The organism is Thiohalophilus sp. (assembly GCF_034521165.1).
Classification (GTDB): Bacteria; Pseudomonadota; Gammaproteobacteria; order UBA6429; family Thiohalophilaceae; genus Thiohalophilus.
Genome location: NZ_JAXHMV010000012.1, coordinates 104,208 through 124,508 on the forward strand (window position 1 = coordinate 104,208; position 20,301 = coordinate 124,508).

A 20,301-nucleotide genomic window follows, 5' to 3' on the forward strand; every position below is an offset into this window, starting at 1 on the left:
GAACCCGCCAAGTGCTTGATAAAAAAGGGCCCTTCGGGGCCCTTTTTTTATCGGTAGTTATTCCTCTGTGAATAACGCAGAGAACGCCAAGACGCGAAGGACGCAAAGATGTCTTCCTTTGAATCTTTCGCGGCTTCAATCCATATTAAAATTAAGTATTAGTGTTTTCTTTTTCTTTGCGCTCTCTGCGTCTTTGCGTCCTTTGCGTTTTTTCCTCTGACTTTAAGAGGTGGCTTGTCCAGGTTGGCCCGGTCTATGCATATTTCCTGGCAGAGGTGAATGTTTGCCGCCCCGGGGCGGCACGGGCTGCGAGGAGAGAGGATGAGAGCCATGAGGAAACTGGGCGGTTTGCTGTTGCTGTGTGGCGCGCTGGCGGGCTGTGCGCTGCCGGCGCCGCCGGATCCGGTGCAATCGCCGGACAATGCCGTGGTGTTCGGACACGTTGTGGCGCCACAGGAGATCACCAAAATCGAATTTCGGGAATACGGCAAATTCTATCTGCCGCCGTTCAAGATTCCACCGCGGGTGCTGGTGTTCGAAAACGGCGATTTCATGGTCGAGAATATTAAACCCGGTAAATATTACATTGCCGCGGTCTATTCCCGGTTCAAGGATTACACCTTTGTTAAAGATAACCGCACGGCCTACCAGAACATGATCCATGTCCGGCCAGGGGAAGTAAAATTTGCCGGTTCATTTGTCATCCATGAACTGACCGATACCTCCCGTTTTCGGCGCAATGTCGTCCTGCGCAAGGTACGCAAACCGGCCGAGCGGGATGTTTTGCGCAACATGTACGAGTTCACCCAGGGCACCGGCTGGCAGGCCAGGATCGATCGGCGGTTGAAAGAACTGCGCATGTAGGCAAGGCATTCGCAGGTGGACGAGTGTCCGCCAGCCGGCACTGAAACAGAACCTTTCCGGAATTTTCCGGGGTCAAGGAACATGTAACACCGAATCCAGCGACGATTCATTCTCCGTTTTTTCAGTGCGGTTCAATATGTTCGGTGTTTCGGTGGTTATACCTGTTTGGATCTGATGTGTCGCAGAAGGAAAACGCTGTTCTCTCGCAGAAACGCCACGGCGCAGAGAAACTGAACGCGTTTATTCATTCTCCGCGCACTCTGCACCTCTGCGAGAGTATTATAGCCGGGTAGAATGCCTTCGGCGTGTTATTGATCCGTGTCGATTGGCTCGCCGGCGACCAGATCGCGCAGGCTGATGTGCTTGAGCTGATCGCTGGCGGCCTGCTGATAGTTATCGAAAGCCTCATCGACCACCGGATCGGCGGGCAGGCGCCCGGGGTTGGCAATCTCATCTTCATCGGCCTGGCGGATGCACTCAATAATGCTTAATAAACCGAGTTTTTCCGGCGCGCGGCCGGGCAGATAGCGGGGCGGATCGTGTTCGGTGCGCACCAGCAATTGCGCCTCGACCAGTTTATCGAGAATCGGATGCAGGCTCTGCTCGACCAGGTTCAGGTGATGCGCCAGTTCCGGCAGGGTCCATTCGGCCTGTTGCTGATAATAACGGCGCCCGATGGCCACCATGGCCGCCAGGGCCAGTTTTTCCTTGAGCCGGTTGCTCAGGCGCAGATGTCGGGACTCGCGCCAGCGACGCTCCGGATACTGGTGATAAAAGGCGATAGTGGCGCCGATCAGCAGAATCAGCCAGCTGATATAGAGCCAGATGATAAACAGAAATAATGCGGCAAAGGCCGAGTAGATGGCAATGGTGCGGGGCGAGGAGGCCACCAGTTCAGCAAAACCCCAGCCAACGGTTTGCCAGAGAATACCGGCCACGACAGCGCCGATCAGTGCCGAGCGAACTCGCACGCGGGTGTTGGGCACCAGCACATAAATGAATGCAAACGCGAGAATCACCAGCACATAGGGAAGTGTCTGGTTGAAGCTTTGCAACAACCAGCCAATCATGGCGGTGTCTTCAAGGCGCGTATACAGGGTGCTGCTGGAGATGGAGGCGGTAACGCTGATGGCGGCGAAGATGAGCAGGGGACCAATCAGAATGACACTGAAATAGTCACTGAAGCGGCGTGCCATGGAGCGGTGTTGACTGACCTGCCAGGTGTAATTGAAGGCCCGTTCGACTTTCTGCGTCAACGAGATCACGGTATATAACAGCAGGATCAGGCCAACGGATCCGAGCACCCCGGCCTTGACGTTTTCGACAAAATCGATGATCTGACGGGTCACTTCGGCACCCCGTTCTCCCAGGGGCGAGAGCAGGTTCAGGAGGATGGGTTCCAGCTGGTTGTGGACACCAAAGCCCTTGAGGACCGAAAAACTGACCGCCAGCAAGGGCACCATCGCCAGCAGCGTGGTGTAGACCAGGCTCATGGCACGCAGATTCAGCTCGCCAGTGGCCAGATCCCGGCCGATCAGATACATCACCCGCAGCACCCCGATACCGCGCGCTCGCCAGGGTGACAGTTGCCGGGTGTCGGTTTCCCAGAGCGTATTGAGCAGGTAATTGCGAAGCTGATTCAGCGCTTTCATTGTGCCCCGCTTTGGGCCCGATAACGGGCCCGTGCCAGAGAATCGCTGTCGACGCCGGGCTTATCCGTCCGGTATTGATCGGCGATTGGGTGCGGGCTCAAATAATCGTGCTCCGGTTATTTGTTGGCCCGGTTTTCGATCAGATTATCGACCACGGCCGGATCGGCCAGGGTTGAGGTATCGCCCAGGTTATCCAGATCGTTTTCGGCGATCTTGCGCAGAATCCGGCGCATGATCTTGCCGGAGCGGGTTTTGGGCAGGCCGGGCGCCCACTGGATGACATCGGGCTTGGCGATGGGGCCGATTTCCTGGCGGACCAGATCCAGCAGTTCCGCCTTGAGTTCGTCACTGGGTTCCACCCCTTTGACGGTGGTGACATAGGCATAGATCCCCTGGCCCTTGATGTCATGCGGATAGCCGACCACGGCCGCCTCGGCAACTTTTTCATGCAGGACCAGCGCCGATTCGACCTCGGCGGTGCCCATGCGATGGCCGGAGACGTTGAGGACGTCATCCATGCGCCCGGTAATCCAGTAATAGCCGTCGGCGTCACGCCGGGCGCCGTCACCGCTGAAATAATAACCGGGATAGGTCTTGAAATAGGTGTCCACAAAACGCTGGTGATCGCCATAGACGGTTCGCATTTGCGATGGCCAGGGTTGGGTAATGACCAGTGCGCCGGTCGCTTCGCCTTCGCCCTCGATCAACTGGTTGGTTTCGGTATCGATAATGCCGGGTTTGACGCCGAAGAAGGGGCGGGTGGCCGAGCCGGGCTTGAGGCGGATGGCGCCCGGCAGCGGAGTGATCAGGTGGCCGCCGGTTTCGGTCTGCCACCAGGTATCGACGATCGGGCAGCGCCCATCGCCCACCACCTTGTGATACCACTCCCAGGCCTCGGGGTTGATCGGCTCGCCCACGGTGCCCAGCAGCCGCAGGGACTGGCGCGAGGTCTTTTTGACCGGCTCATCGCCTTCGCGCATCAGGGCCCGAATTGCCGTCGGGGCGGTATAAAAGATACTCACCTGGTGTTTGTCGACCACCTGCCAGAAGCGGGAGGCATCGGGATAATTGGGGACCCCCTCGAAAAACAGGGTGGTGGTGCCGTTGGCCAGCGGTCCGTAGACCAGATAGCTGTGGCCAGTGATCCAGCCGACGTCGGCGGAGCACCAGTAGATGTCTCCCTCGTGCAGATCGAAGGTGTACCTGGTAGTGATGGCAGTAAACAGTAAATAGCCACCAGTGGTGTGCAACACGCCCTTGGGTTTGCCGGTGGAGCCGGAGGTGTACAGAATAAACAAGGGATCCTCGGCATCCATTTCTTCCGGCGGGCAGTCCGCCGAGGCCTTTTCAACGGCATCGTGATACCAGATGTCCCGTTGCTCGTGCCAGTCGGTTTTGCCGCCGGTGCGCCGCACGGTCAGGACCGTGTGGACATTCGGGCACGCTTCCAGTGCCTTGTCGGTATTGGCCTTGAGCGGGACGGCCTTGCCACCGCGCACCCCCTCATCGGCGGTGATCACGACCCGGCAATCGGAATCCAGGATCCGATCCTTGAGTGACTCGGGCGAGAAGCCGCCGAACACCACCGAATGCACGGCACCGATACGGGCACAGGCCAGCATGGCATAGCCGGCTTCGGGAATCATGGGCATGTAGATGCAGACCCGATCGCCTTTTTTGACGCCGCGCTCTTTCAGCACGTTGGCGAGTCGGGAGACCTGTTCATGCAGTTCCCGATAGGTGATGTGTTTGGCGTCGTTCGGATCGTCACCTTCCCAGATGATCGCCGTTTGATCGCCCCGTTCCTCCAGGTGACGATCGATGCAATTGTAGGCGACATTCAGTTTGCCGCCTTCGAACCATTTGACGTACAGGTTGTCGGCGTCGTAGCTCCAGTCCAGTACCCTGTCCCAGGGCTTGTCCCAGCTGAGGAATTTTTCCGCCTGTTCGGCCCAGAAGCCCTCCGGATCATCAATCGAGCGTTGATACATGGCCTGATAGTCGGCTTCGCTGATGTTGGCCTGGGCAGCGAAATCCGCGGGGATGTCATATATCTTCTCTTGGGACATGAGTGACTCCTGATAATTGTTATTCGAAATAAAGTCGGTGATTTTAAATTCCGGGCGGCGGCTGGTAGCGGCTGTCTTTCGAGCGATCGGTGCCGGCTCCGTCCACCGGGCACTGACCGCCGGCACAGCCCAGATGGCGTTGAATGAAAAAGAAGGCAATGAACAACGCCGGGAAAGCCGCCACGCCCAGCCAGCGGGCGCCGCCGCTGAAATTGTGCGGCTCCAGCAGCCAGATGACGAAACTTTCGCCACTGATATAGAACACGATGGCGTACACAACCCAGCCGATTCGACGGCTCAACGGGTGGTGCAACAGGGTATCGGCAAGCGGGGTTCTCATGCACTCTTTTTAACAGGACTGTCCCGGCGCTTCAAGCATTTCAACCCGGCACAGGGCCGATTATTTATCGCTAATCTGCTGATTAATAAGTGATTTTACAGGCGCCTTCGGGTCGACCAGGCGTCCGGCCAGCACTTCGAAAATCCCGGCGGCGGTGCGTGCGTCGCCGCGGGCCGTGTGCCGCTGATCAGCGAACGCAGCAGATCGGTTTGCGAGACCAGCCCGAGCGGCCGCTCGTCTTCGGTCACGATCAGGTAAATTCTGCCGATGTAGGTTTCACCCTGATGAAGCACAATTTCTCCGGCCTTGAGATGGCGCTCGTTTGCCGCGGCCAACAGGGCGCGGCGATCGTCGGCGGGCAGGTCACGCGCCAATGGCAGCGCGTTGAGTTGTGGATCGGCGGATGGCGCCATGGCATCGATCCCGGGAAGTTTCAGATGACTATACTATACTGGCAGAAGCAAGACCAAACCGATTCCCGTCGTGTTATTGAACAGGCATTCGTCACGCGATATTGAGCGAGGGCGGAAAAGCGTTTTGCTCTTTGCTAATCAATGCCGGATGGTTTTTCGTGACGGGTAACAGGGACTGGTCGCCCGCGAAGGTTCGGTGTATGGTTGATGGATACCGCCAGACAATAATAACTTGGGGGACGTCGGTATGCTTGACTGGGTGTTTGTCCTGATTACCGCGGCGATTGCCTATCACGGGCTGACTTACCGGGATGACAGCGGCGAGACGGAAATCGGCCATCTGTTGTTCGGTTCGATTGCGCTGCTGTTTTGTATCCGCGTTTTGATGGTCGATATTATCGGCGTCGTCTGACCCTCACATCTTGTAGCTGCGCTGCTGTTTATCCTGCTCCGGATCGCACAATTGACGTTCTTATTCGGGCAGGGCCAGCTGTTCTTTCAGGTATCTCGCACGATCGTCGATGGTCGGTGGCTTCTCCGGTTGCAGGTGCAGAAAGCGGGTAATCCAGCTCGGCCCGTCAGCCAGCTCCGGCATCAGTATCGTATTACAAATTTCAGAGAGGGGAAAGAAAAGGGAGGGCTGAAGCCCTCCCTTTGTCTGTTGCCTGTAATGAAGGTTACGGTTTATCCACGTCCATATGAATATCGCCGATATCTTCATGCAGGACTTCGACTTCCTTCTCGGGAACTGTCGACATTGCCATCTTGTAAGCCAGGTACCCACATCATGAACACGCCCAGTGCCCACCACAGCAGTTGCCAGAACCAGATAGAGGGCATGCCAAACAGCCAGGTGCTGGGATCGTTCGGGTTGCCGAAGATGGTGTTGCCGATCACCGCACCCGGGCCGATGCCGAAGAAGAACCAGACCAGGGTGATGATCCAGGCCGTCGGTACCAGCTTCTTCTTGGCGGCCGGGATGGTGGCATGCTCGCGCAGGAAGCTTTGGAGAAGGCCCACATGGAGAACGCCGGCGAGGACTGGATCCCCATCAGGGCGAACATGTAGGTCAGCACCACAATCGCGGTCCAGGCGCCGCCGACCGGGTTTTCCACCCCGAGTCCGGAGACGAACTGAATCACGCCGGGTATCACAATGCGGACAACAGCCACATGCCAACCTCGACCCCGAGCATACCGTCGGTCAGCACGTTGAACAGGAAGCCGGAAGCGCGCAGCTGCAGACCCAGGTAGGGCACCGAGAAGATCAGGGCGACCAGTACAACAAGTAATCGGATCGAATCGGTCTTGAAATAGTTCGCGAACATGTCCCCCGGTGTCACAAAGCCAAAGCGCTTGCCAAGGATCCATTGCCGCTTGAGGAACAGCACCCCGGTGAATAGACTGGGCCAATGTTACCGATGCCTTATTAAAGTCAGGAATCAGCTTCAGGGCCCGGGAAACTGGCCCGCATCGTCTGACTGAGAGGGAAGGGCGTCGGGTGTTCAGTTACGGGTGATCTGGGTTTCCACCGTCTGGATGTAACGTTGAATCAGGCTGCTGGTATCCATTCCCGGGTTGAGAAACTGGGCACCGATGCGGTATCCACCGTTTTCCATGGTGCCGATCGGGATGATATTGCGGATTTCCAGGTTGACCGCTACAGGCTGGGTGTCGGGAATGGCCAGCGTGCAGTTTTCGTAGATCTGGCCTTCCTCGAACGCGATCGGCTGATCCGTATGGTGCAGTGCCAGCCCGCCGACACTCAGATCCAGGCTGGGAAGCTGAACATTCTCCTCGTCCTGGTTTATCAGTTCACAGGTCACGGTGGAGCTCATTGGTAACCGGATACGATAAAATTCTCGCCGCTGGACCCATAACAGGGTGTCGGGCAGCTGGCAGGCGATGGCCGGTTTACCATGGCGCTTGGCACGTTGAAAGCCGGTCGCGTTGAACTGCGCCGTAATACCCTCGTAGGAGGTTTTGAATACCGCGCGCTCGGCCTCGAGCAACTTGCGGGTTACTTTTTCATCAGAACCATAGTCCAGCACCAGCAGGTTTTTCTCGGGCAGGATATCAACAATCAGCGTGAGCAATGAATACTTTCCCTGGTTGAAATGGGCGGTAATCATATTCTTGCTTTTACTTAACTGGCGGAGTTTTTGAACAATCCCCGCCTTGCTATACAAAAGATACTGATCGACATTCTCGATATTATCGCGCTGTTCCTGCTCCGGGGCTCCCGGTTTGTCCTGATGGTTGGTCATAGTGTTACAGCGAGATTTTTATCTTAGTTGTGGGCATTTTCACGGGCTTTGAACAGTTTTTGCCACCAGCGCCGACGGTTACCCGGTAGCGGCAGTTCGGTTTGCAAATCGACCGGTTTGATTAATGACAATACCCAGCCAGGCAATGGCGGGTTGGTACTGAACCCGCAGGATACGCCGAGGTTGTTGGGATCGTATATTTTTATAAAAGCCGGATCCCCGGGCTCATCGACATAGACAATACCACAATAGTCCTCATCGTGTTCCTGGCGAAGCAATTTGTCGATTTCGGTGATGAAGGTATCCAGTTGCTCCCGATCGACAGGTTGTTCCGGCGGGGGTTCACCCACCGCATAGATATACCAGGCCTTGTCCTGTTCGCGCAGGGTTTGCCAGAGCGCATCCAGCTGGGGCCAGCGCAGCATGCTGGTGAAGCTGCCACGAAAGGCCTGCAGATATGTGGGCTGTGCTTGTGTCATACGTTTCCTTTATCGGCATTACGGATGGAATTTTAACATTAAATCAGACGCTTGGCGGCCGTAATCCTTACCCGGATTCACCAGCGGCTGCCGATACAGGTACATTCGGTTCGTTGTGGCCGGTCCCGTTCGGGGGGATCCGATCCGCCGCCCAGTTGTCGATCGCCCAGTCCCAGAACCCCTGTAAACTGCCGTGTTGCAGCTCTTCGGGGACCGGATGACCGAGAAACTGCATGGCGTGGGTCAGCGGGACAAGCGGTTGTTCGGGAGATAGCGGGCGGGCGCCGGTTTGTTTGCTCAGTTTTTGTCCATCCGGGCCCAGTACCACCGGCAGATGTGCATACTGCGGCGAGTCCAGGCCCAGTTGCTGTTGCACGTGGATCTGGCGGGGTGTGGAATCGAGCAAATCGCAGCCACGCACGACCTCGGTCATGCCCTGTTCCGCATCATCCAGCGCGACCGCCAGCTGATAGGAGATATAGCCATCGGCCCGGCGCAGGACAAAATCGCCGACCTCTTTTTCCAGATCGCAGATCTGTTTGCCCTGCAGGCGATCGGTAAACTCGATCACGGCATCCGTCGTCAGCACGCGAATCGCATGCCGATCCGTACAGGGAAAGCGGTGCGAACGGCAGGTACCGGGATAAATCAACGGCCCCGGGTTATCCCCCTGCTGCTCGCGCAACCGGCGCCGCGTGCAGGTACAGGGATAGGTGAGATGTTGATGTTGTAACTGCGCCAGCGCCTCGGCGTAGTGTGAGTGCCGCCGGCTTTGATAACTGAGGTCATCCCACTCGAAGCCATACGCGGCGAGTAACGCCATGATCGCCTCGCTCGCCCCTTCCACCTCGCGTGGCGGATCAATATCCTCGATCCGCAGCCACCACTGCCCACCCTGATGCCGGGCCTGCAGATAACTGCCCACAGCCGCGATCAGCGAGCCAAAATGGAGCGGGCCGGTGGGGGAGGGGGCGAAGCGACCTCTATAAAAAAAGGGACGAGGGCCGAGGGACGAGTGACGAGGGGAAGAGAAAGATTGCGGGTCAGTCATTTTGGAAAATGCTGATCTATCGTTGAGCGTGAATTACACACCAGATTGAACATATTTTTTTCCTCGTCACTCGTCCCTCGTAACTCGGCCCTGTTATCTTATTCATACCAGCGCGTAAATGCCTCGACCGGTTCCCGCTCAAGGCGGTACCGGTTGACCGGGTGATCCGGATCGGCGTAACCCAGTGCCATGCCACAGACAACCTGCAGGTCGGTCGGCAAGTCGAGTTGCTTTCGAACAATGTCGGGGAATTCGGCCAGCGAGGCCTGGGGGCAGGTGTCCAGGCCGAAACTTTTGGCCGCCAGCATCACGTTCTGGAGGAACATGCCCGTGTCCAGCCAGGATCCTTTTTCCAGTTGCCGGTCGATCAGAAACAGCAGACCGATTGGCGCGTCGAAAAACCGGTAATTGCGATACCAGGCGGCTTTTTGTTTGTCGCGATCCTCGCGTCCGATGTCGAGTGCCTGATAAAGCGCGAGCCCGCAGCTTTTGCGTCGCTCGCGATAGGGGCTGTGCCACTCGCGCGGATAATAGGCATAGTCGGGGTTTTCACTCTGGCCACTGTCGCGGGCCTGGATAATCGCCTCGCCCAGCTGCTGCCTGGTTTGGCCCGTCAGGACACAGACCTGCCAGGGCTGGGTATTGACCCCGGAAGGGGCCCAGCGGGCCAGTTCCAGAATCGCTTCCACCGTTTCATGGGTCACCGGCTTATCCAGATAGGCGCGCGTGGAGTGGCGCTCACGAATCGCTTCATGCACAGTCACAGACATGCTCTTCACCGTTGGTGTTTAAAGTTCAGCGGATCTTGGGTCGATAATTCCCGAACCGGATTATGACAACAGCCTAACATTATTTGTATGGCATGACGAAGCGGGACGATACCCACATTGAGTGATAACGAGAATGATAAAAACGGGGTCGTCGTGATTCGGGGCGTGAATCAGGAAGGAAGCCGCCTGCGCCCGGGTGACTGGGCCGAGCGGCTGGGCGCCAATCTGGCCCATTTCGGCCGCGATAACCGCCTGTGTTATGACCAGGCCGTGCAGCCATGCATCATTGACGGTGAGAAATGTCTGGTGGTGGCTCGCGGCCTGGCCGACAGCAACCCCGAGGCGTACGAATTTCTCATGAGCTTCGCCCGCAGCAACGACCTCAAAATCCGCCTCGACCGTCGCCATGGCGAGCGGGCTCTCGAACCGCAGTAGCCTTTTCCAGTCCTATCAAAAACGCAAAGAGCGCCAAGACGCAAAGAACGCAAAGAAAATATTGTTTGTAAGGGACTATTTCTGCTGAGTTTGCATTAACCCAACAATGGATTAGGGTCATAATCCAAAGTGGTTTTGAGGTATTTTTCGGGTGCAGCCGCAAATCTCCTGCCAAAATGCCTGCTGTCTGACAGGAAAAAGTAAATCACCTCCGCGATCTTTGCGCCTTTGCGTTCTCTGCGTTATTTACAATGAGCTTGAGAAGAGGCAGAACAAAGGGGCCGTTGGCCCCCGGTGTCAGGTCAGGCTCTTGTCCGTTCGCGGATTTCGTCCAGGCTTTTGCAGTCGATGCACAGCGTGGCGGTGGGGCGGGCTTCGAGCCGGCGGATGCCGATTTCGATGCCACACTGTTCACAATAGCCGTATTCCCCGTTGTCGATGGCGTTCAGGGATTCATCGATTTTCTTGATCAGCTTGCGTTCGCGATCCCGGGTACGCAGTTCCATCGTGAAATCGGATTCCTGACTGGCCCGATCATTGGGATCCGGGAAGTTGGCGGCTTCGTCCTGCATATGGTGCACGGTCCGATCCACTTCTTCCATCAGCTCCCGTTTCCAGTTTCGCAAGATCTCGCGAAAATGCTGCGACATCGGCTCGTTCATGTATTCTTCGCCCTTTTTCATCTGATAGGGCGTGATCTCGCCGGCGTGTTCGGTGACCGACTTGCGCGGAGCTTTCTTTTGCGCGGTTTTCTTCGCGGTCTTTTTGGCGGTGGGCTTTTTCTTGGCTACCGCCTTTTTCCCGGCAGTGGTTTTCTTCGCCGCGGTCTTCTTTTTGGCCGCGGTTTTCTTTTTCGCCGTGGTTTTCTTCGCGGCGGCCTTCTTCTTGGTCGATTTCTTCTTCGCCGTCGCTTTCTTGGCGGTTTTCTTCTTCGCGGTCTTTTTCTTTGCGGCCATGTGCAATGGTCTCCTGGCGGACGCTGTTGCGTAAAAAATAACGCGCTTTTCTACCAGAATCCGCCCGCAGGCGCAATAAACGCGTGGTCTGACGGACGGTTTTTTTCCGGCGGGTTGCTGTGGGTCACGCTTAACCGCATGAAAATCATGGAATTCTGCGGCTCGCAGCGGGGTGGCAAAATCGCCGGTTTCAGGTAAGCTGGCGCGCTTTTGAAACAATGCAAAGAGTGTGGAGAGCGATGGCGGAACTGGCGGCACTGTTATTTGATGTGGACGGCACCCTGGCGGACACCGAGCGGGACGGCCATCGGGTGGCCTTCAACCGGGCCTTTGCCGAGGCTGGCCTGGCCTGGGAATGGGATGTGCCGCTCTATGGGGAGTTATTGCGTATTACCGGCGGCAAGGAGCGGATGCGTCATTATCTGGAACAGTATCGGCCCGCCGCGACCTTACCGGGGGATCCGTCCGACTGGATTGCCGACCTGCATCGCGCCAAGACCCGCCATTACGAAGCGTTGCTGGGCGAGGGGGGTATCCCGTTGCGCCCCGGGGTCGAGCGGCTGTTGCGCGAGGCCCGGGATGCCGGCTACCGGCTGGCCATTGCCACGACCACCACGCCGGCCAATGTCAGCGCGTTGCTGGAAAATGCCGTGGGGCCCGAGGCGCTGCACTGGTTCGAGGTCATCGCCGCCGGTGATGTGGTGCCGGCGAAAAAACCGGCCCCGGATATTTATCATTACGCCATGGAAAAAATGGCACTCGACCCGGCCTGGTGCATCGCTTTCGAAGACTCTCATAACGGGATCCTGGCGAGCAAAGGGGCGGATTTGAAAACCATCATTACCGTCAATGACTATACCCGCGATCACGATTTTGACGATGCGGAGCTGGTACTGGACAGTTTTGGCGAGCCGCAGCAGCCGTTTCAGGTGCTGTCCGGATCGCCGGCGATTGTGAATGGTGCCGAATACCTGGATATGGCGCTGGTCAAACGGGTGCATTCAGGCTAACCCGGCAATATTCTAACCACTGAACACACCGATGACATCGAATTCGCCGACTCAGTGGTGTGAGGCAGGGCGTCTGCCAGAAGAAAATCGGCGTCTTCGGTGTTACCCGGCTGGCCTTCTCCCGGCAGCACATTTGCCGGGGTTTCGGTGCGCCTGTAACGGGGTTAAAGTTCAGCTATGTCCGAGACGCCCTCCCGTCGTATCGATCGTATCCAACCCTTTCGGGTGATGGCGCTGCTGGCCGAGGCCCGTGAGCTGGAGCAGCAGGGCCACGATGTGGTGCATATGGAGATCGGCGAGCCCGATTTCCCCACTCCGGCCCCGGTGATCGAGGCCGCCACCCGCGCCCTGGCTGACGGTAATGTGCATTACACCCCGGCACTGGGAATGGCGCCGCTGCGTGAGGCGATCGCCGGTTTTTATCAGGATCGTTATGCGGTATCGGTACCGGCGGCACGGATTATGGTGACCCCCGGTGCCTCCGGTGCCCTGTTGCTGGCTCTCGGCGTCTTGCTGGAACCGGGGCAGGGCGTGATGCTGGCCGATCCCGGTTATCCCTGTAACCGCAATTTTGCCTATTTTCTCGATGCCCGCGTCCAGGCGGTGCCCGTCAATGCGGAGACCGGCTATCAGTTGACTCTGGATCGGGTGCAGCAATACTGGCAGCCACATATCCGGGTCGTCATGCTTGCCTCGCCGGCCAACCCGACCGGTACCCTGGTGCCGCCGGACGAACTTCGGGCGATCATTGCGTGGGTCGAGCAGCAGGGCGCCTCGGTGATCGTCGATGAGATTTATCACGGCCTGGTGTATGGCGCGCCGGCCCCGACCGCACTGGAGCTGGGGGAGCGGGTGGTGGTCATTAACAGCTTCTCCAAATATTTCGGTATGACCGGCTGGCGTATCGGCTGGCTGGTGGCGCCGTCGGATCTGATCCCGTCCCTCGACAAGCTGGCACAGAACCTGTTCCTGTCCGCTTCCACTCCGGCCCAGCATGCGGCGCTGGCCGCCCTGACGCCGCAAACCCTGGCGATACTGGAGCAGCGACGCGAGGCTTTTTGGCAACGTCGTGATTTTCTGTTGCCGGCATTACGCGAGATAGGGTTCGATATCAAGGTCGAACCGCAAGGCGCGTTTTACCTCTATGCCGATTGCAGTCGGTTTACCGATGACAGTTTTGCCTTTGCCCAAAGCCTGTTACGCGAGACGGGTGTCGCTGTGACCCCGGGCAACGATTTTGGTGACAACCGCCCCGAACAACATGTGCGCTTTGCCTATACCACCTCGCTTGATCGACTGAAAGAGGGTGTACGACGCTTGCAAAAACGGCTGGTTCAAGATGATTGATAACTCGCGGACAAATCCGGTTACCCCGTACAGGGATCAACGCTCGGCACGAATTTATCGGCGCACAGTTAGCGTATTGTTGTTGTTAATGGCCTTGGAACTGATATTGACTCTGTATAACGGGCTGTGGCTGAGCGCGATTCTGGTCATGGCTATCATGGCAGTGATTCTGTCACCGGCAATCATCGGTCGGCATTTTCAGATTACCGTGCCGGCGGAGTTTCAGTTGCTGGCGGTGTTGTTTGTTTTCGCTTCATTGTTTCTGGGGGAAATCCGTCGTTACTATGATCGGATCTGGTGGTGGGATATTGCCCTGCATACCAGTTCAGGCCTGTTGCTGGGATTGCTGGGGTTTTTGCTGATTTATGTGCTGAACCAGAACAAACGTATCGAGCTGCATCTGCGGCCGGGGTTCATGGCATTGTTTGCTTTTCTGTTCGCCGTGACGGCCGGTACATTATGGGAAATTTTTGAATTTTCCATGGATCACCTGGCCGGTACCAATATGCAAAAACCGATGCTCGGTGATAATTCGGGACTGACCGATACTATGTGGGATTTGATCGTCGATGCGCTCGGGGCGCTGTTGATCAGTGTCTTTGGCTGGTGGTATATGAAACGGGGCGAACGTTCCTTTATCGTCGACTGGATCGGCAAGTTCACCGATCGCAATCCCCGCCTGTTCAAACCCGACTAAATAAGCGTTCCCAGTACCCGATCACCCTCTACAGGGTGGAACAAGCGAAGCGGTTCCACCTGAACCCCGCAAAATCGGGATCCGTCGTCTTGCTGTTTGATCCAGGCTACGCGCTAAAATGGACTGGTATCCGGAACGCTTGTTTAGCTGACTTGCGGTTGTTATACGCAAAAAAATGCCCCGTAACACGGGGCATTTTATTACAGCTGCAAGTCGTTCAGATTACCGATCACCCAGTACCTTTTTCTGCAGTTCGGGGTTCTGCTGAACGGCGGCAAAGATCTGGTTGTATTCCTGAACAGAAAGCCCGGCATCTTCCACGGCGCTCACCATGTCCTGCTGAGCCTGCTGCTGCAGTTTCTGGGCTTTTTGCGGATCTTCAACGTTTTCCAGTTTGCCGGCGAAGGATTCGCGGATGCTGTTGACTTCGGCAAAGGCGTCCTTGAACTTGTTCAGGGAGGCGTCGTCGACATTGGCCGGAGCCTGGCTACCCTGTTGCTGCTGTTGCTGGGCACCGCCCTGACCATAGTCCTGGGCGTAAGCGCCAAGTGACAGGCTCATGCCGAACAGGGCAACCAGCAGTGCTGTTTTTTTGAATTTCATGATGTAAGACTCCTCGGGTTTTGATTACTGACACCGGGACAGGAGCAAGCCGCATGCCGGATTGCTGTGAAATGGTCCACAAACCATACAAAGAACCAGGCTGAACAGGCAAAAACGCTTTAAAGACAAAAAGTTGTTTGGCAAGTAAATGTTTTGTTTACATTCTGAGGGAGCGATACTGCAGGCTAATAACACAGTATGAGGATGTATCAGGCGGGCATATTGCTGATTTGTGTGTAGCGTTTTGACACATGTGCCGGCGTGTCAGCTGCACAGGGTGGTCTCAGTTCTCATCATCCTCACCCAGACGCCGATAGAGTGTGCGTCGGCCGATACCGAGAATTTCCGCGGCACGCCGCTTGTTGCCGTCGACCTGTTTGATCACGTGTTCGATATAGCGGCGCTCCAGTTCCTGCAGGGGAATCAGCTCACTGCTGTGCGCCAGCATGGCAGGCAAGGCTGTGTCGGTCTGACTGTCACTGCTTTTGAGCAGGCGTTCGGGCAAGTGCTCGATATCAATCTGGTTGGCATGACAAAAAGTGACAGACCATTCGATGATGTTGGACAGCTCGCGGACATTCCCGGGGAACGGATAGCGCTTGAGTTGTTGCAGGGCCCGATCGGAGATGCCCTGGATCGGGTGATCGCGTCGGGCGCTGAATTCATCAATGAAACGGGCGGTCAGCAATTCCAGATCCTCGCCACGCTCGCGTAACGGGGGAATCTGCAGGGCAAACGTATTCAGGCGATAAAACAGATCCTCGCGGAAGTTACCTTCGCTGACCTCGCGCTCCAGATCGCTGTTGGTGGCGGCCAGAATTCGCACTTCGACCGTTTCCTCGCGATTGGCGCCGACCGGCCGCAGTTTCTGTTCCTGCAAGACCCGCAACAATTTGGCCTGCATGCCAATGGGCAATTCACCAATCTCGTCCAGCAGCAGGCTGCCGCCGCTGGCCTCCAGAAACAGGCCGCGGCGCGCCTTTTGTGCGCCGGAGAATGCCCCGGCGGCATGACCGAACAGCTCGCTTTCCAGCAGTTCGGCCGGAATGGCGGCACAGTTGACGGCAATGAACGGGCCCTCGCTGACCTCGCTTTCGGCATGGATCGCGCGGGCGACCAGTTCCTTACCGACTCCGCTTTCCCCCTCGATCAACACCGGCCCGGCGGCCCGGGCAATCTGGCGTATCTGGCTGTAGAGCTGTTGCATGGGGGCGCTACGCCCGACGATACCGTGAAAGTCGCCACTGCCAAGCAATTCACGATAGCGGACCAGTTCCAGGCGCAGACGGCGGGTTTCGTTAACCCGTTGCACACTCATTAATAAATGCTGCAGATCCACCGGCTTGGTCAGAAAGTCGTCGGCCCCCTGTTTGAGGGCCTCCACCGCCTGCGACACCGTGCCGAAGCCGGTGATAATGATAAAGCCGGGCGCGACCGGCAGTTGCCGGGTCTGTTGCAGCAGCGCCATGGCATCGGCGCCGGGCAGGCGCAGATCGCTGATGACCAGATCGACCGGGTGATCATTGAGCAATTGCCAGGCCTGCTCGGCGTCGGGCGCTTCCAGAGTGTGATAGTCGCTGTCCTGCAACTCCTCGATGAGCAATTTACGTAACGAGGCGTCGTCCTCGACGACCAGAATATGCGACGGGTTGGCGTTATTATCCATGCGTGGCTCCGTGTTGCGGGCTGACGGGCAGCACGATCCGAAAGCGGGCGCCCCCCAGCGGGCTGTGTTCGATCTCGATCCGGCCCTCGTGATCACTGACGGCGGCGTGGGCCACGGCCAGTCCCAGGCCGGTCCCTTCATCGACCCCTTTGGTGGTATAAAACGGCTCGAAAATACGTTCCCGATCCGCTTCGGCGATGCCGGGGCCGTCATCGTCGATCACAAAACCGGCCTGTGTCGCATCGGCAAACCAGCCGATGCGGACCTGTTGCGAGGCGGCCTGAACCGCGTTGTGCAACAAATTCGACAGCGCCTGCTCCATACGCAGCCGATCGATCATCAGCTCCGGGATAGGCCGGGTCTCATCCACCTGGACTTCAATATGTCGATAACGGGCATCGCTGGCGACCTGGGTGAGTACCGCGCGCACGATCCGATCGGCCCGTTCCGGCTGACATTGCAACGGGTTGCTGCGGCCGAAGTCCATCAACTGGCGGACGATAAAATTCATTCGCTGTACTTCATGACGGATTTCCGATAGCGCGGTGTTAATGGCCGGATTGATATCCCGGTGGCGCAGGGCCCGCTGGGCCTGGCCGTCGACCACATTCAGGGGAGTCCCCAGTTCGTGGGCCACACCGGCGGCCAGCTGGCCGATCGCCGCCATGCGTTCCGAGCGGTGCAGACGATCCTCCAGCGCGGCCTGTTCCAGTTTCTGGCGAACCACCACTTCTTCCTGGCTGATCAGGTTCTCCAGCATCCGGTTAAGGCCGAACGCCAGATCGTGCAGTTCCTGCGGGCCTTCGGTCGGCACCCGCTGTTCGCGCTCGCCGGCGCCGATGCGGCCAATCGCCCGGCGCATCGCCGCAACGTGAGAGCCGAATGCCTTGTAGTGACCGTAAAAGATCACCACGCTTAATAGCAAAGCCGTCAGCAGCAATACGGCCAGCCCCTGATACCGCAACCGGGTGATATAGGATTCGAATTCGCTGGCCCGGCGAGTCACCTGCAGCATGCCGGTGATCTGGCCGGCCTCGTTCGATAGCGGCAGGAAATAGGAATAGACGTCCTCGCCGTCGAGAGTGCGGTTGTATTCCTCGCGACGATCGCCTTCGGACATCAATTCGGCGACCCGGGTACTGCCCACCGCCGGTTCGGTCGGGCCGCTGGTACCGATGCGCTTGCCACTGGCGTCGTAGACATAGGCACCGTAGACCCGGCCAATATGCGAGGTGGAATCCAGCGCCTGGGCGAGTGCGCCCTCGCGGCCCTGCTCCATGGCGTAAATCACCGGCTGGCGGATGGCCCGGGCGACCAGTTCGATTTCGTCCTGCATGCGCTCCCGGCTCTGGTTTTCCAGCACTTTCAGGGAGTACCAGCCGGCGGCGGCACTCAGCGCCAGCAAGGGCAACAGGACGAATATCAGCAGCGCGGTGCGCAGATTATAACGTTGCAATGACACGGGGCTCCTTGATCGGTAGTGAGTCATTCTGACACATGTGTGCCGTCATCCCGATGCAAGACCGCGTTCCTGTCGTGATTTTCGGCGCAATGGATAGAACCAGTTTAACATGCCGTAAGCATGCTTCGTGCCCCGCTATTCCGGCGAGTCAGTTAAGCTCTTGATTCGCGGCTGTTCCGATGCCAGTAAGATGAATCTGGCGTCGCACTGGAACAGGAATTGCACTGAGTAGGCCGTGAGCAAAAGTTATTCGTAAAGTGACGGGATGCATCGAATCCCGATCTCTGGAGCAATAGAGCGAAATACTTGCCGATTAACGATTAACGATTAACGATTAACGATTAATGCATGGAGTCGTAATGCAAATCAGACAGATAGCCATCATGTTCCTTTTGCTGTTCCTGTCCGGCCAGACCCTGGCCAGTGATTGCCTGGAAGCCGTGGAGCATCATATCGACTCCGCCGAGCCCAGCTATGGTCAGGTATGGCTTGAGTGGACGGCACGGATTCGTAATAACTGCGATGAATCTTACTATGCGCTGGTGACTGTCGACTTTCAGGATGCCGATGGGACACGTATTCATAAATCCCTGACCAGTTCCATGGTGAAAAACGGGGAGACGATAACATTACACAAGCGCTCGCTGGTGGATGAAGAGATTTACGAGCGGATCGAAAACAGTGAAATTCGCATCGATCCCGAAAAATTGCCAAATGAAGTGCAATAGTCGTTATTTCCCGATGAACACCGGATAACGTTGGCCTGCATGCCGATACCGCATTTGTTGCTCGTTTAATCAAAAATATCGATTATAACGAGTAAAAATTATCGTTCATAATCAGTGAGCCGGCGCGCATCTTCCTTGTCTGTTGCGGTCTAATGTGAGCCATGCTCTGTCAAAGAGCGTGGTGAACAGGACTGTTGTCATACCTGTTAATAATGACTGCAACACCTTGAGGAGAAGCGCTATGAACACGATCAAAACCCTGTTGGCCTTCACGGTCGGCGCCTGGTTGCTGGCAGGTTGTGCCGGCATCGGTGGCGAGTCCGCCGAACAAACCCAGCAACGTTACGCACAAGCCATGGCGGAGGCCCAGACTGCCTATGACAAAGTCTATGCCGTGGAATTTGCCTGGCGGGATACGCAAGATCTGATGAAAGCCGCTCAAAAAGCCGCCGAGAAAGGGGAGTACGACAAGGCGATTGCGCTGGCCAATCAGTCCCGAAAGGAAAGCGAGCTGGCCTACAATCAATACCTTGAACAAAAAGGCGCCGGTCCTCGCTTCTGAGGATCGCAAGCAGGTCGGAGAATTTCTCCGACCTGCTTATTTGAACTGTTCAATCCGCAGCGCCGTGGCACCGGCCACGGCAACCGGCATCACCATAAAGTTGAAAACGGGGATCAGGGTGGCCACCATCACCGCGCCGCCAAAGCCCAGAGACAACAACCGTTTTTGCCCAATGGCCTGGCGAATCTCCGGAAAGCTCTTGCCCTGATTGCCCAGCGGGTAATCCAGGTATTCAATACTCAACATCCAGGCGCTGAAGATAATCCAGAGTACCGGTGCAATCAGATTGAGCCCGGGAATCAGTGTAATGATCAGCAGAGCCAGCGCGATCAAGGCAAACAGCGCCATTTTCCTGATTTCACCGCTGATGGCTTTGATCAATTCCTCCATAAACCCCACTTCACTGATGGGCGAGCGCCCGGTCAGATTTTTTTCCACGGCGGCGGAGAGGAAACTGTTAAACGGCGCGCCGACCAGATTGGCCAGGACAGTAAAGCTGAAGAACACCGCAATACCGGTGGTGATAGCAAAAATAAACCAGAGCAGACTGTCCAGCCAGGCCAGCCAGTCAGGCAAGGTCGGCATCAGCCATTCCAGCAGTACGTCGAACTGCGCGGCCAGCAGCCAGATTAAACCGGCAAAGATCAGGATATTGATAATCAGAGGAAACACAACATGGCGCTTCACGCCAGGTTTGCCAATCAGACTCAGGCCGCGCAGCAGATAACCGGCGCCGGTAAACGGATTACTGATCATAGGACCTCCTGAGAGATAAAAGCCTTACCACGAAGGCACGAAGACACGAAGTAAATAATTTTTTATTTATCTTTGGCGGACGGGTGGCCGGCAATTTTACGGCGTATTACAGCGAACAAAGAGCATCTTGCTGTGAAAGCGGCCTGTTCAGGTTAGGCATATCGTACCGGCAAGC

The 20,301-nt window shown here is 56.9% G+C and carries 24 protein-coding genes; 8 read left to right on the forward strand and 16 right to left on the reverse strand.

Annotated features, from left to right (window positions below):
- Window positions 1–321: 321 nt before the first annotated feature.
- On the forward strand, window positions 322–864 hold the full coding sequence (locus U5K34_RS11640) for a hypothetical protein (protein WP_322568566.1): 543 nt from the start codon (window positions 322–324) through the stop codon (window positions 862–864).
- A gap of 308 nt (window positions 865–1,172) precedes the next feature.
- Here U5K34_RS11640 and U5K34_RS11645 read toward each other — a convergent pair whose 3' ends face one another.
- The 4 genes from U5K34_RS11645 to U5K34_RS11660 all read right to left on the reverse strand — a co-directional run bounded on the left by U5K34_RS11645 (window position 1,173) and on the right by U5K34_RS11660 (window position 5,338).
- Complete coding sequence (locus U5K34_RS11645; RefSeq protein ID WP_322568567.1) at window positions 1,173–2,516, reverse strand: YihY/virulence factor BrkB family protein; 1,344 nt, start codon at window positions 2,514–2,516, stop codon at window positions 1,173–1,175.
- A gap of 116 nt (window positions 2,517–2,632) precedes the next feature.
- Window positions 2,633–4,585 carry an acetate--CoA ligase gene (gene acs, locus U5K34_RS11650; protein ID WP_322568568.1) on the reverse strand — a complete coding sequence of 651 codons (1,953 nt, stop codon included), beginning with the start codon at window positions 4,583–4,585 and terminating at the stop codon, window positions 2,633–2,635.
- 43 nt (window positions 4,586–4,628) lie between these two features.
- The gene (locus U5K34_RS11655; protein WP_322568569.1) at window positions 4,629–4,925 is read right to left on the reverse strand and encodes a hypothetical protein; all 297 of its coding nucleotides are present in this window, start codon (window positions 4,923–4,925) and stop codon (window positions 4,629–4,631) included.
- Between the two features lie 95 nt (window positions 4,926–5,020).
- The gene (locus tag U5K34_RS11660) at window positions 5,021–5,338 is read right to left on the reverse strand and encodes a hypothetical protein (RefSeq protein ID WP_322568570.1); all 318 of its coding nucleotides are present in this window, start codon (window positions 5,336–5,338) and stop codon (window positions 5,021–5,023) included.
- A gap of 247 nt (window positions 5,339–5,585) precedes the next feature.
- Here U5K34_RS11660 and U5K34_RS11665 point away from each other — a divergent pair, with 247 nt between their 5' ends.
- Window positions 5,586–5,750 carry a hypothetical protein gene (locus U5K34_RS11665; RefSeq protein ID WP_310692466.1) on the forward strand — a complete coding sequence of 55 codons (165 nt, stop codon included), beginning with the start codon at window positions 5,586–5,588 and terminating at the stop codon, window positions 5,748–5,750.
- A 60-nt stretch (window positions 5,751–5,810) separates the two neighbouring features.
- Here the strand turns inward: U5K34_RS11665 and U5K34_RS11670 are convergent, their stop codons facing one another.
- From U5K34_RS11670 to U5K34_RS11700, 7 genes are all read right to left on the reverse strand, one after another.
- Window positions 5,811–5,933: a hypothetical protein gene (locus tag U5K34_RS11670; protein WP_322568571.1), complete on the reverse strand. Its 123-nt coding sequence runs from the start codon at window positions 5,931–5,933 to the stop codon at window positions 5,811–5,813.
- Between the two features lie 122 nt (window positions 5,934–6,055).
- Window positions 6,056–6,358, reverse strand: coding sequence for a hypothetical protein (locus U5K34_RS11675; protein WP_322568572.1), 303 nt, complete (start codon window positions 6,356–6,358; stop codon window positions 6,056–6,058).
- 130 nt (window positions 6,359–6,488) lie between these two features.
- A complete protein-coding gene (locus tag U5K34_RS11680) occupies window positions 6,489–6,728 on the reverse strand; it encodes a hypothetical protein (protein ID WP_322568573.1) in 240 nt (79 codons plus the stop codon).
- 114 nt (window positions 6,729–6,842) lie between these two features.
- Window positions 6,843–7,604: a flagellar brake protein gene (locus tag U5K34_RS11685; protein ID WP_322568574.1), complete on the reverse strand. Its 762-nt coding sequence runs from the start codon at window positions 7,602–7,604 to the stop codon at window positions 6,843–6,845.
- A 23-nt stretch (window positions 7,605–7,627) separates the two neighbouring features.
- Window positions 7,628–8,083 (reverse strand): hypothetical protein, encoded by a 456-nt coding sequence (locus tag U5K34_RS11690; RefSeq protein WP_322568575.1) that lies wholly within the window; start codon window positions 8,081–8,083, stop codon window positions 7,628–7,630.
- 67 nt (window positions 8,084–8,150) lie between these two features.
- Window positions 8,151–9,134, reverse strand: coding sequence for a tRNA glutamyl-Q(34) synthetase GluQRS (gene gluQRS, locus U5K34_RS11695; RefSeq protein WP_322568576.1), 984 nt, complete (start codon window positions 9,132–9,134; stop codon window positions 8,151–8,153).
- 98 nt (window positions 9,135–9,232) lie between these two features.
- Window positions 9,233–9,904, reverse strand: a complete 672-nt coding sequence (locus tag U5K34_RS11700) for a nitroreductase (protein WP_322568577.1) — start codon at window positions 9,902–9,904, stop codon at window positions 9,233–9,235.
- Between the two features lie 117 nt (window positions 9,905–10,021).
- Between U5K34_RS11700 and U5K34_RS11705 the strand changes: the two genes are divergently transcribed.
- Window positions 10,022–10,339 (forward strand): DUF3579 domain-containing protein, encoded by a 318-nt coding sequence (locus tag U5K34_RS11705; RefSeq protein WP_322568578.1) that lies wholly within the window; start codon window positions 10,022–10,024, stop codon window positions 10,337–10,339.
- A gap of 302 nt (window positions 10,340–10,641) precedes the next feature.
- Here U5K34_RS11705 and dksA read toward each other — a convergent pair whose 3' ends face one another.
- Entirely contained in the window at window positions 10,642–11,553 is a 912-nt protein-coding gene (gene dksA / locus U5K34_RS11710; RefSeq protein WP_322568579.1) for an RNA polymerase-binding protein DksA, read from the reverse strand.
- On the opposite strand from dksA, the gene U5K34_RS11715 reads away from it, so the two are divergent.
- From U5K34_RS11715 to U5K34_RS11725, 3 genes are all read left to right on the forward strand, one after another.
- On the forward strand, window positions 11,535–12,305 hold the full coding sequence (locus tag U5K34_RS11715) for an HAD family hydrolase (protein ID WP_322568580.1): 771 nt from the start codon (window positions 11,535–11,537) through the stop codon (window positions 12,303–12,305). The two genes, dksA and U5K34_RS11715, sit on opposite strands and share 19 nt — an antisense overlap.
- A gap of 177 nt (window positions 12,306–12,482) precedes the next feature.
- Entirely contained in the window at window positions 12,483–13,652 is a 1,170-nt protein-coding gene (locus U5K34_RS11720; RefSeq protein ID WP_322568581.1) for a pyridoxal phosphate-dependent aminotransferase, read from the forward strand.
- Between the two features lie 88 nt (window positions 13,653–13,740).
- A complete protein-coding gene (locus U5K34_RS11725) occupies window positions 13,741–14,349 on the forward strand; it encodes a hypothetical protein (protein WP_322568582.1) in 609 nt (202 codons plus the stop codon).
- Between the two features lie 222 nt (window positions 14,350–14,571).
- Here U5K34_RS11725 and U5K34_RS11730 read toward each other — a convergent pair whose 3' ends face one another.
- The 3 genes from U5K34_RS11730 to U5K34_RS11740 all read right to left on the reverse strand — a co-directional run bounded on the left by U5K34_RS11730 (window position 14,572) and on the right by U5K34_RS11740 (window position 18,080).
- Complete coding sequence (locus U5K34_RS11730; RefSeq protein WP_322568583.1) at window positions 14,572–14,952, reverse strand: DUF4168 domain-containing protein; 381 nt, start codon at window positions 14,950–14,952, stop codon at window positions 14,572–14,574.
- Window positions 14,953–15,235: 283 nt separating this feature from the next.
- Window positions 15,236–16,618, reverse strand: a complete 1,383-nt coding sequence (locus U5K34_RS11735) for a sigma-54 dependent transcriptional regulator (RefSeq protein ID WP_322568584.1) — start codon at window positions 16,616–16,618, stop codon at window positions 15,236–15,238.
- The gene (locus U5K34_RS11740) at window positions 16,611–18,080 is read right to left on the reverse strand and encodes an ATP-binding protein (RefSeq protein WP_322568585.1); all 1,470 of its coding nucleotides are present in this window, start codon (window positions 18,078–18,080) and stop codon (window positions 16,611–16,613) included. Before U5K34_RS11740 ends, U5K34_RS11735 begins: the two co-directional genes overlap by 8 nt.
- Before the next feature lie 359 nt (window positions 18,081–18,439).
- Here U5K34_RS11740 and U5K34_RS11745 point away from each other — a divergent pair, with 359 nt between their 5' ends.
- The gene (locus U5K34_RS11745) at window positions 18,440–18,808 is read left to right on the forward strand and encodes a hypothetical protein (RefSeq protein WP_322568586.1); all 369 of its coding nucleotides are present in this window, start codon (window positions 18,440–18,442) and stop codon (window positions 18,806–18,808) included.
- 241 nt (window positions 18,809–19,049) lie between these two features.
- A complete protein-coding gene (locus U5K34_RS11750; RefSeq protein WP_322568587.1) occupies window positions 19,050–19,370 on the forward strand; it encodes a hypothetical protein in 321 nt (106 codons plus the stop codon).
- Window positions 19,371–19,406: 36 nt separating this feature from the next.
- Here U5K34_RS11750 and cysZ read toward each other — a convergent pair whose 3' ends face one another.
- Complete coding sequence (gene cysZ, locus U5K34_RS11755; protein WP_322568588.1) at window positions 19,407–20,126, reverse strand: sulfate transporter CysZ; 720 nt, start codon at window positions 20,124–20,126, stop codon at window positions 19,407–19,409.
- Window positions 20,127–20,301: the final 175 nt, after the last annotated feature.

Excerpts from the sequence above, each read along its gene's own strand:
- U5K34_RS11640 (WP_322568566.1), top strand. The coding sequence starts at position 322 with ATGAGAGCCATGAGGAAACTGGGCGGTTTGCTGTTGCTGTGTGGCGCG.
- U5K34_RS11645 (WP_322568567.1), bottom strand. The coding sequence starts at position 2,516 with ATGAAAGCGCTGAATCAGCTTCGCAATTACCTGCTCAATACGCTCTGG.
- acs (WP_322568568.1), bottom strand. The coding sequence starts at position 4,585 with ATGTCCCAAGAGAAGATATATGACATCCCCGCGGATTTCGCTGCCCAG.
- U5K34_RS11655 (WP_322568569.1), bottom strand. The coding sequence starts at position 4,925 with ATGAGAACCCCGCTTGCCGATACCCTGTTGCACCACCCGTTGAGCCGT.
- U5K34_RS11660 (WP_322568570.1), bottom strand. The coding sequence starts at position 5,338 with ATGGCGCCATCCGCCGATCCACAACTCAACGCGCTGCCATTGGCGCGT.
- U5K34_RS11665 (WP_310692466.1), top strand. The coding sequence starts at position 5,586 with ATGCTTGACTGGGTGTTTGTCCTGATTACCGCGGCGATTGCCTATCAC.
- U5K34_RS11670 (WP_322568571.1), bottom strand. The coding sequence starts at position 5,933 with ATGCCGGAGCTGGCTGACGGGCCGAGCTGGATTACCCGCTTTCTGCAC.
- U5K34_RS11685 (WP_322568574.1), bottom strand. The coding sequence starts at position 7,604 with ATGACCAACCATCAGGACAAACCGGGAGCCCCGGAGCAGGAACAGCGC.
- U5K34_RS11690 (WP_322568575.1), bottom strand. The coding sequence starts at position 8,083 with ATGACACAAGCACAGCCCACATATCTGCAGGCCTTTCGTGGCAGCTTC.
- gluQRS (WP_322568576.1), bottom strand. The coding sequence starts at position 9,134 with ATGACTGACCCGCAATCTTTCTCTTCCCCTCGTCACTCGTCCCTCGGC.
- U5K34_RS11700 (WP_322568577.1), bottom strand. The coding sequence starts at position 9,904 with ATGTCTGTGACTGTGCATGAAGCGATTCGTGAGCGCCACTCCACGCGC.
- U5K34_RS11715 (WP_322568580.1), top strand. The coding sequence starts at position 11,535 with ATGGCGGAACTGGCGGCACTGTTATTTGATGTGGACGGCACCCTGGCG.
- U5K34_RS11720 (WP_322568581.1), top strand. The coding sequence starts at position 12,483 with ATGTCCGAGACGCCCTCCCGTCGTATCGATCGTATCCAACCCTTTCGG.
- U5K34_RS11725 (WP_322568582.1), top strand. The coding sequence starts at position 13,741 with ATGGCCTTGGAACTGATATTGACTCTGTATAACGGGCTGTGGCTGAGC.
- U5K34_RS11730 (WP_322568583.1), bottom strand. The coding sequence starts at position 14,952 with ATGAAATTCAAAAAAACAGCACTGCTGGTTGCCCTGTTCGGCATGAGC.
- U5K34_RS11735 (WP_322568584.1), bottom strand. The coding sequence starts at position 16,618 with ATGGATAATAACGCCAACCCGTCGCATATTCTGGTCGTCGAGGACGAC.
- U5K34_RS11745 (WP_322568586.1), top strand. The coding sequence starts at position 18,440 with ATGCAAATCAGACAGATAGCCATCATGTTCCTTTTGCTGTTCCTGTCC.
- U5K34_RS11750 (WP_322568587.1), top strand. The coding sequence starts at position 19,050 with ATGAACACGATCAAAACCCTGTTGGCCTTCACGGTCGGCGCCTGGTTG.
- cysZ (WP_322568588.1), bottom strand. The coding sequence starts at position 20,126 with ATGATCAGTAATCCGTTTACCGGCGCCGGTTATCTGCTGCGCGGCCTG.